General features: G+C 35.4%; 10 protein-coding genes. 4 read left to right on the top strand and 6 right to left on the bottom strand.

From position 1 onward, the window contains the following. The first annotated feature begins 106 nt into the window (after positions 1 to 106). Genes AAGF08_RS15890 through AAGF08_RS15900 form a run of 3 tightly spaced genes read left to right on the top strand, consistent with a single transcriptional unit; the run spans position 107 to position 1,614 of the window. The gene (locus tag AAGF08_RS15890) at positions 107 to 955 is read left to right on the top strand and encodes an SPFH domain-containing protein (protein ID WP_343512277.1); all 849 of its coding nucleotides are present in this window, start codon (positions 107 to 109) and stop codon (positions 953 to 955) included. Positions 956 to 957: 2 nt separating this feature from the next. Beyond that, a complete protein-coding gene (locus AAGF08_RS15895) occupies positions 958 to 1,446 on the top strand; it encodes a hypothetical protein (RefSeq protein ID WP_343512278.1) in 489 nt (162 codons plus the stop codon). Between the two features lie 3 nt (positions 1,447 to 1,449). Then, complete coding sequence (locus tag AAGF08_RS15900; protein ID WP_343512279.1) at positions 1,450 to 1,614, top strand: Arc family DNA-binding protein; 165 nt, start codon at positions 1,450 to 1,452, stop codon at positions 1,612 to 1,614. A 253-nt stretch (positions 1,615 to 1,867) separates the two neighbouring features. Here AAGF08_RS15900 and AAGF08_RS15905 read toward each other — a convergent pair whose 3' ends face one another. After that, entirely contained in the window at positions 1,868 to 3,361 is a 1,494-nt protein-coding gene (locus AAGF08_RS15905) for a TolC family protein (RefSeq protein ID WP_343512280.1), read from the bottom strand. A 177-nt stretch (positions 3,362 to 3,538) separates the two neighbouring features. Between AAGF08_RS15905 and AAGF08_RS15910 the strand changes: the two genes are divergently transcribed. Beyond that, complete coding sequence (locus tag AAGF08_RS15910) at positions 3,539 to 4,303, top strand: class I SAM-dependent methyltransferase (RefSeq protein WP_343512281.1); 765 nt, start codon at positions 3,539 to 3,541, stop codon at positions 4,301 to 4,303. Here the strand turns inward: AAGF08_RS15910 and AAGF08_RS15915 are convergent. From AAGF08_RS15915 to AAGF08_RS15935, 5 genes are read right to left on the bottom strand one after another with little or no spacing between them, the layout of a single operon-like run. Then, on the bottom strand, positions 4,300 to 5,262 hold the full coding sequence (locus tag AAGF08_RS15915; protein ID WP_343512282.1) for a glycosyltransferase: 963 nt from the start codon (positions 5,260 to 5,262) through the stop codon (positions 4,300 to 4,302). The genes AAGF08_RS15910 and AAGF08_RS15915 overlap by 4 nt on opposite strands. Continuing rightward, entirely contained in the window at positions 5,262 to 6,224 is a 963-nt protein-coding gene (locus AAGF08_RS15920) for a glycosyltransferase family 2 protein (protein ID WP_343512283.1), read from the bottom strand. The genes AAGF08_RS15915 and AAGF08_RS15920 overlap by 1 nt, the downstream gene beginning before the upstream one ends. 2 nt (positions 6,225 to 6,226) lie before the next feature. Beyond that, positions 6,227 to 6,775, bottom strand: coding sequence for a DUF4199 domain-containing protein (locus AAGF08_RS15925; RefSeq protein ID WP_343512284.1), 549 nt, complete (start codon positions 6,773 to 6,775; stop codon positions 6,227 to 6,229). Between the two features lie 6 nt (positions 6,776 to 6,781). Continuing rightward, positions 6,782 to 7,294, bottom strand: coding sequence for a DUF4199 domain-containing protein (locus AAGF08_RS15930; RefSeq protein WP_343512285.1), 513 nt, complete (start codon positions 7,292 to 7,294; stop codon positions 6,782 to 6,784). Then, positions 7,287 to 8,528, bottom strand: a complete 1,242-nt coding sequence (locus tag AAGF08_RS15935) for a dihydroorotase (protein WP_343512287.1) — start codon at positions 8,526 to 8,528, stop codon at positions 7,287 to 7,289. The genes AAGF08_RS15930 and AAGF08_RS15935 overlap by 8 nt, the downstream gene beginning before the upstream one ends. Positions 8,529 to 8,622 lie beyond the last annotated feature (94 nt).

Below are 8,622 nucleotides of genomic sequence, written 5' to 3' on the forward strand. Positions count from 1 at the left end.
AAATTAAATACCTTGATACGCATCAAGGTATTTTTTTTGAAAAAACTTGAACCATAATTTTTTTTTACCGTAATTTAATATGATATCATTTTAACATCATATTGAAATGGAAAAAATAAACAAACCATCCTCAGGATATATCTTTGTCCTACTTGACTTGGCTTTTATAGCCATTGCCGTTTACGCATTTGTAAATGAAATCCTAATCTTGGGAGCAGGATCAGTTTTAGCTTTTATACTAATAATACCCGGCTTCTTTATAGTTGAACCAAATAAGGCGATGGTCTTACTTCTTTTTGGTGAATACAAAGGAAGTGTCAAAGCAAATGGATTCTTTTGGGTGAATCCTTTTATGACTAAAAAGAAAATTTCCCTTCGTGTTAGAAACTTTGAGAATAAACCACTTAAAGTGAATGATAAAATAGGTAATCCCGTCATGATAGGTACTATTGTAGTTTGGCAGGTAGAAGACACTTTCAAAGCTACATTTGATGTAGATGATTATGAGAATTTCGTTCATTTACAAACTGATGCTGCAGTGAGAAAAATGGCGGGATTATACCCTTATGATAATTTCGAATCTGAAGAAGCAGAAGTGACTTTACGCTCAGGAGTAGAGGAAGTAAATCATTCCTTAGAAGCTGAAATAATTGAACGTCTCAATCATGCAGGTATAAAAGTGATCGAAGCAAGAATTTCCCACTTAGCTTATTCTTCAGAAATTGCTTCCGCAATGCTTCAAAGACAACAGGCGACAGCGATTGTGGCAGCTCGTCAAAAAATTGTTGAAGGTGCTGTAGGTATGGTCGAAATGGCTTTGGAGGACTTGAAAATGAAAGATATCATCGAGTTTGATGACGAGAAAAAAGCTGTGATGGTTTCAAATTTGATGGTGGTACTTTGTTCAGATAAGAGCGCTAGCCCAGTGCTGAATGTTGGGACTTTACACCAATAAACATGGCTAATCGAGTTTTCAATGAAATACAAACCTACCGTGGGACATGGATCATGTATTTGATCCTACTCTTTGAGTTGCCCACGTTAGTTTTGCTTCTTGTTTTCTTCTTCCGGGCAGATGATAAATCTGAAATGGGAATTGCATTGATTGTTATGGTCAGTACATTACTACTTATTTTTCTTTTTATTCTTAATCTGAAATTAGAAACAAGAATCGATGACAGTGGGGTTTCTTTCAGATATTTCCCATTTATTCGAAATTGGAGAAAAATAGAAAAAGACCGCATTTTATCTATTCAGGTGATCAATTATAGTCCAATAACAGATTATGGTGGCTGGGGATTAAAAGGTAATAAGACTGCGAAAGCCTACAGCATCTTAGGAAATGAAGGATTATTGATATCTACGGGCGAGAAAAAAAAGATAATGATTGGTACATCAAAAGCTAAAGAGCTACGAATGTTCCTGGAAAATTGGAAGGAGGAATAGTGTATGGCTAGAAAAAAGGCCTTTGCATTGAGACTGGATGAAAAAATGATGAAGGCATTAGAAAAATGGGCATCCGATGAATTTAGAAGTACCAATGGTCAACTGGAATGGATTGTTAGGGAGGCTTTAAAGAAAAACGGAAGACTTCCAAAAAATGAAAATGAGTAGCTTTAACTTGCGGGGTAATTTTTAAAAGGATAAAATTAAGAAGTAATTGAAATTCAGAACCCTCCATAAATCACAAGTGTCACTATTGATTTTATTTGGCTTGTTTTTTTCTTAGCCCAATAAATTCATTAGCACAAGAAGAGTCAACAGAAGTTTCCTAAAAGGAGCTTAAACAATAAGCTAAGATCGAAAAAGCAAAAGAAGTAAATCGAAAAGCTAGAAAAAGAAAGTTAAGCAAAATACTTCTGTTTCATTATTCCAACTCGGGCATATAAAGCAATTCTTCGTTTTCAAAATCATAAAGTGTCAATGCCCGAAGTTCATAATAGGCCATCCAATAATCTTTTAACGAATTAAAGAAAGCTCTCTTGTTAGTATCTTTTTCATTTTGGGCAATATTCAAGTCTGATATAGTGACATTACCCGTCTGATATCTATTTAATGCAATTTGATATCTTTTCTCCGCTACTTCATCTGATTTTTTTGTAACAACAATCCTCTCTCGAATCATTAAGAAATTTCTGACTTTTGTAAATATTTCCTGCTCAAAATTGATCGTCTCCTGCTCTACTTCATATTCAGTCAATTGCTGATTAGCTAGAGCTTGTGACAATCGGGCTTTATTTCTGCCCCAATCAAGAATAGGCACAGAAATACCTAAGTTTACTAAGGCTTGTGTATTAGGGTTATTGTAAATATCTGACCAAGTAAATGCTGCATTGTTATATCCATAACTTGCATTCAAATTCATAGCCAGTCGCTGACCTTTTGCATCTGCCAATTGGGCTTCTGACTCTAACCTTCTTCTGTCAAAACCAAGTGCTTCAGCCCTATTTTGGAATGCATATTCGATAGCCTGATTTACATCAACATGGAATTGAGGAATATCATCAGGAGGATGTAATTTAATTTTAGCATTTTGATTTAAACCAATATATGAATTAACGGCAAGGGAGGATTTTTCGAGATCTAGCTGTGCTTGTGCGAGATCCTGCTTAGCCTGTAATGTCTGCAGTTCTACCTGTAAAAGTTTGTCTTCGAAAGTAGCCCCGATTTCATATCTCTTTTTTTCAATGGAATAAATATCCTCCGTGTTTTTTAGGTTTTTTGAAGCAATATCAAAATTTACTTGGGCAATCAAATAATCAAAAAACAACTCTGTGACCATCATAGAAATCATTTCTGACTCTTGGACAAATTCTCTTTTACTCTCCTCAAAAATGAGTGGCTCAATTTTTTTGTCCCATTTATATGGATTATAAGCAAATATCGGTTGGGTCAAACTTATATTAACAGGAACTCCAGACCATCTAGTTTGAACATCAGAATCACTGGCTAGAAAATTATCAAATCTGTTGGTAGAAGTATTGACGGATATTGTTCCTCCTGTCGGGGCAATTACTTGTTGGAGTCCCAACCCCAAATCAATAAAATTTTGGTTTACCTCCCTAAATTCAATTGTACCATCTGGTTGCTCTACGCGGTTGAAGGCTTGCGAGTAAGTTGGAATATTACCAGACAATCTCAATTGTGGGTTATAATTAGATTTAAAAAACCGATATCTCCAGTATCTATTCTCTTTTCTAGTTTTGGCTCTGAGCGAAGCAGGCGATCGGTCTTTAGCTCTTTGAACCATCTCCTGCAAAGAATACGAGACAGAATCTTGCGCGTATGATCCAAAAGTAAATGCTAAAGTCAGAGCAAAAATTACTAAAACTGTGACTTTTGAAGAGAGAGAATAATTCATAGAATAAAATAGAAAAACCAACCTAGATAGATTTAAACTAAATTAATGATAGTTTAATGGGAACCAAAAGACTTTTATCCTACAAATGCTAAAACTTCCGAAAGACTTAAAAGAATATTAATAGCTGTGCTACTCAACCTACTTTAATTAAATTGCGGGCGTAAAATCTCCTGTTGAATGAAGTCTCTTATCAGTTTTGTTATCCGCTATGTTCCAAGACCCTTTTTACAAAAAGTAAGCCCCTTGGCATTGAGGTTTTTAGCTCTATTCAACAAAGGCAATAATGTGTATTGCCCAGTCTGTGACCACAGCTATAAAAAGTTTTTACCATACGGCCGAATCGCAAGAGAAAATGCACTTTGCCCTAATTGTTTAGCTTTGGAAAGACATCGATTGATGTGGCTTTTTCTAAAGGGAAAAACTGACTTTTTCACCTCAAAACTTAAAGTTTTACATATAGCTCCTGAGCATTGTTTTATTGATAGATTCGAAGCTATATCAAATCTTGAATACATCACTGCTGATTTGGAGTCTCCTCTTGCTAAAGTTAAAATGGATGTCCACAAAATTCCCTTTGAAGAAAATACTTTTGATGTAGTGTTTTGTAACCATGTGATGGAACATGTGGAAGATGACCTAGTAGCTTGCGCAGAAATTAACCGAGTTTTAAAAAATGATGGTTGGGGAATAATTCAATCACCAGTTTACGACCTTGATAAAACCCTAGAAGACAAAACCATCAAAGATCCGGCAGAAAGGGAAAGAGTATTTGGTCAGCGAGACCATGTTAGGAAATATGGAAATGATTATGCAGCTAGATTACGAAAATCTGGAATTAAGATTGAAGCAAATCAATTCGTTAAAGAACTATCAACAGAGGATATAAAGAAATATTCTCTACCTGAAAAGGAGGTGATATTTGTTTGTAGGAAAGGAAATTAACCCCTGAATATTTTTCTAGTAAGTTCAAAAATCAACCCGAATCCATAAGCGCATAATTGAAAAAATGAGGTAGCTAAGCTATAAAAACCTACCAAGATTGACTGGTAACTTATACTTGAATTAACAAAGATAGCAAGGAACCAAAATATCAAAATGGTTAATAGGGGAAGGAAAATTTGGAAATCGAAAATCCCCGATATAAAGACACCAAGACAATATAAAAGGAATAGACTAGGTAAAAGATGTACTACTTTAATAGCCTCCGGATGAAATCTAGAGACGTTCACCCGATTCCTTCCAAATTCAAAGCCTTGTTTAGCAAATGAAAGTATGGTGTTTTTCCTCTTATGATAAACAAAAGCCTCTTCAACTAACTCCAACTTAAATCCAGCTTTTTTAATACGGATACTCCACTCAATATCTTCGCCTCGATTTGGATCTATGAAGCCACCGGTTATTTCAAAAACTTTACGAGAAACTCCCATATTAAAACCTCGAGCCTGATATTTTTCTGGGTTTTTTAGTTTCCCACGAATACCGCCAGTTGTCCAGAATGAAGTCATTGCAAAATCCATAGCCTTTTGGAGTGGACTAAAATCTTCCATTGCGGCATCCGGACCGCCAAATGCATCAAGCTCTCTTGCTCTAATAGCTGTTTTTAAGACTTCTAAGTAGTCCTTGGGCAAAATAACATCTGAATCAAGGATAACAAAAAACTCTCCTTGAGCGAGCTTCATTCCATCATTCCTTGCAAATCCTTGACCTTGGTTCCTTTGATAGCGATAGTTAATCGGGATTTTATCCTGAAATTCTCTTACGATGTCATCAGATTTAATCGTGGATCCATCATCAATAACTATTACTTGAAATGACTGAAAGGATTGAGAAACCAGACTTCTAAGAAGTTCTTTTAGTTCATCAGGTCGGTTATAAACTGGTATGACAACCGAGAAATACATTAATACTCAAAATTTAACTCTTCATCAATTTTGTATTCCGTTTCTTTTGATTGATTTGAAGTCATTAACTCTGCAATAAACCCAGTTACAAATAATTGAACCCCAATAATCAGGGCTACGAGCGCCAAAAAGAATAATGGTTTCTCTGTGATTTCCCGGACCTGTAGACCTTTGCTTAAACCATAGACTTTTTGGAAAATAAGCCAACAAGTAATTACAAAGCCTGAAAAAAAAGATAATGTACCTAAGAGACCGAAAAAATGCATGGGTTTCTTTTTATATCGATGTACGAAAGAAACAGAAATCAAGTCCAAAAACCCATTCAAAAACCTTTCGATTCCAAATTTTGAGTAGCCGTACTTTCTTGCCTGATGCTGAACAACCTTTTCTCCGATTTTTGGAAAGCCATTCCATTTTGCAAGTAATGGAATATAGCGGTGCATTTCGCCATAAATCTGGATATTCTTAACGACCTTCTTCCTATATGCTTTTAGCCCGCAATTAAAATCATGTAGCTTGATGCCGGAAATCCACCGGGTAACAGCATTAAAAAATCTTGATGGAATCGTCTTTGAAATAGGATCATGCCTTTCTTTTTTCCATCCCGAAACAACATCATAACCACCTTCTTTAATGAGTTCGTATAATCCTGGGATTTCATCAGGGCTATCTTGAAGATCAGCATCCATGGTAATCACTACATCCCCTGAAGCTTTTTGAAAACCCGCATCCAAAGCAGCAGACTTTCCATAATTCCTGTTGAAATTTAATCCTTTTACAGTTGGGAATTTTAAAGTAAGCGCATTAATGACTGTCCAAGACTCATCAGTGCTCCCATCATTAATAAAAATAATTTCATGAGAAAAGCCGTGATCATTCATGACACGGCTAATCCATTGAGTTAATTCAGTGATTGATTCCTCTTCGTTAAATACAGGAACGACTACGGAAATTTGAGGCATAGTTAGTAATCCAGAGACTTATCTCGCTTCTTCAAAATTGCAGCCAAAATTAAAGCAATTATAGCGTATATGACAATCCCAATTCCAAAACTAGTTAGTTGCCCTTTTAAAGTGAACTGATTAGTGGTGCTAGCTCGCATTTCTTCAAGTTGCCCTGGGGGTAGGGAATCAGGCGAAGCACCAAAATTTTCCATCATTTTTAGGCTGTTTTCAAAAGCTAAATCTGCTAATACACCGGGAAGGGATGGGTCAATGACATGAAATAGTAAAATCTGTCCCAATAAACTGATTATCCCAGAAATTAATATTGCAATAAAACTAAAATTGAAAGCTACACCAAAAGTCATAAACCCACCTAACTCAGTCCTATACTGCCTTCCAAAATAGATGATCAATGCAAAGAAGACGACCAAAGCTACTAAGCCAAACCAGGCTGACCCCAATAAAGTCGCATCAATAAAATATGCAATAAAAGTCAAGGCAAGTGATATCAAACCAATTGTTAAACCTGGTTGAATTGCCGCTTTAAAAGGTGATTGTTGTTCTTCCATAATTTTCTAGTTAGGGTTTTTTCTCAAAATAATTGAAATAATAATAGTAAAAAAAAGTCCGGGGATGATTTTCCAAATAGCATCATTTAATGCAATGTCGGTTTTACGCATCATTTTAACACTTTCTAATGTCGCATCGTAAGAATTTTGACCGACCTGAGAAACAATTGTGTCCTTACTTTGTACTAAAGTATCAATTTTTGAAGACTTTATTAATTCAAAAAGATTTATATCAATTGTTAGGAATAACCATATCCCTAAGAATGAAATAATCGCGATTATCATGTAGGACACGAAACCAACGCTCATTCCTTCTGCAAATGAGATATAGCCTTGGTTTGAATAATCTTTAAAATACCTGAGTGCTAAATAGACTGAAATAGGAATTATTACATAACCAAAAATGAGATTTAGTGTCGTTGGATCATCTCGGAAAAAGGATAAAGTAAAAAATGACACTAAACCCAATATACCCCCGAGTACACCAAATAGGTAGGCGGATTTAAAGTATTTATTCATCTATAGAAATCAATTCACCCTTTTGAATGATGTATTTTACTTTTCCTTTTAAGTTCAATCCAAACCAAGGTGAATTTTGAGAATTAGATTTATTGGAAGATCTATCATACAACCAATTCTCATTTGGATCAAAAATAGTCCAAGATTCATCGTCATCTCCAATAATAGAAGTTGGACCTGATGTCAATTTTTGTATGAGCAAGGGCCAAGTCAACTCTTTTTCTAGCATGACAAGAGCTGGCAAAAAGGTCTGCAAACCAACCATTCCAAATGATGCAAGATCGAATTCCATGAATTTAGAATCAAAATCCTGCGGTTGGTGATTGGAAACTATCGCATCAATAGTACCATCTTTCAGTCCCTCCATAAGGGCAATTCTATCTATAGAGCCTCTAAATGGCGGTTTAACTTTAAAGTTTGGATCAAAATCCATCAAATCTCCATCTGAAAAAAGCAATTGATAGATAGAAACATCGCAAGTGATATTTAAACCTTCAGCTTTTCCTTTTCTAATCAATTCCACTCCTTTGGCGGTGCTGATAGTTTGAAAATGGACTTTACCGCCAGCATATTTCAAAATCTCAAGATTACGTTGAATGGCCACATCCTCTGCTAAGCTTGGAATTCCTTTCATACCTAGCATAGTAGAATTTTCACCTTCGTGCATTTGACCAAAACTGGCGATCAAAGGATCGTATGCGTGATCGAATAAAACTCCATTGAACTTTTGAAGATATTGAAGGATCTTCATATACCGGTCTCCATTTGCAAGAGTTTTGATTCCATCTCCAAATATGGTTACGCCAGATTGATGATGCATATCCAAAATTTCAGTTAAGTCCTCACCATCTGTATTTTTTGTTACAGCACCTTGAATAATTAACCTTAAAGGATATTTTTTCGCCTTGTTTAAAACAAAGTCTACTTCATTTTTACTTTGAATTACAGGCTCAGTATTTGGTAGAATTACTGCTGAAGTAAATCCGCTTGCCAAAAGAGATTCACATAAAGACTCTATTGTTTCTTTATATTCCAACCCTGGATCTCCTACCATGCACCTCAAGTCAATCCAACCCTTAGATAACATAAAGGAAGATGCATCAACTTCTTGGGTGATAGCAAGATCAGGCTTTTCAGACTCTGGAAACAATTTCCCACTATGAAAAATAAAACTCTGAGCTTTTTCAACTCCGGAAGGGTTGATCAACTTTAATCCTTTAAAGAGAATTGACATGGATTTTTACTTTGATACAAAACTGCAACAATATTCTAAAAATGAAAAGTGAAATTGAATTGAGTTAAACAAAAAAAAGCCAGCTGGTTTAGCT

Source organism: Algoriphagus sp. SE2, from assembly GCF_039563885.1.
Lineage (GTDB): Bacteria > Bacteroidota > Bacteroidia > Cytophagales > Cyclobacteriaceae > Algoriphagus.